Below are 542 nucleotides of genomic sequence, written 5' to 3'. Positions count from 1 at the left end.
GGTCGCGACGGGTCGGGCGGGTAGCGACGGGTCGGGCGGGGTCGCGCCGCGTCACGAGGGGCGCGCCTCGTCTCGAGGAGTCGCGACGCGTCACGAGGGGTTATGCCGGGTCGCGACGGGTCATGCCGCGCCCTGCCGGGTCACTACCGGACGCGACCGGTCAGGGGCAGTCGTACGCGAAACCGGTGGTGGCCGTGCGCGCGGTCCCGGAGAGGATGCGCAGTTCGGCCTCTGCCGTGTGCTGCCCCGGCCCCTGGAAGGTCCAGCGCAGGTGGAGACGAGCCTGCCGCTGGCCCCGGACCAGCACTTCCTTCAGCACGCCCGAGGCGGTGCCGTCGCTCCGGATCCAGCGGTAGGACAGCGTGCCCGGGCGGCCGTTCGTGGTGACGAGGCCGACGAGGTCCGCGGTGCCGTCACATCCCAGGGTCGTCGGCCGGGCCGTGACCGTCACCGTGGTCACCCTCAAGGGCGGGCCGAGGCGCTGCCAGGCGAGGAACGCGAGGACGCAGACCACGACCAGCGCGGGCAGGGCGTGCCTGCGC

Annotated in this window: 1 pseudogene; it reads right to left on the bottom strand. The window is 74.5% G+C overall.

The features are described from left to right. Positions 1–160: 160 nt before the first annotated feature. A pseudogene (locus C1J00_RS44045) lies at positions 161–542 on the bottom strand (hypothetical protein); the annotation flags it as partial.

Source organism: Streptomyces cahuitamycinicus (genome assembly GCF_002891435.1).
Lineage (GTDB): Bacteria > Actinomycetota > Actinomycetes > Streptomycetales > Streptomycetaceae > Streptomyces > Streptomyces cahuitamycinicus.
The sequence above is the reverse complement of the archived record's forward strand: the minus strand, read 5'-3'. Positions and strand labels throughout refer to the sequence as shown.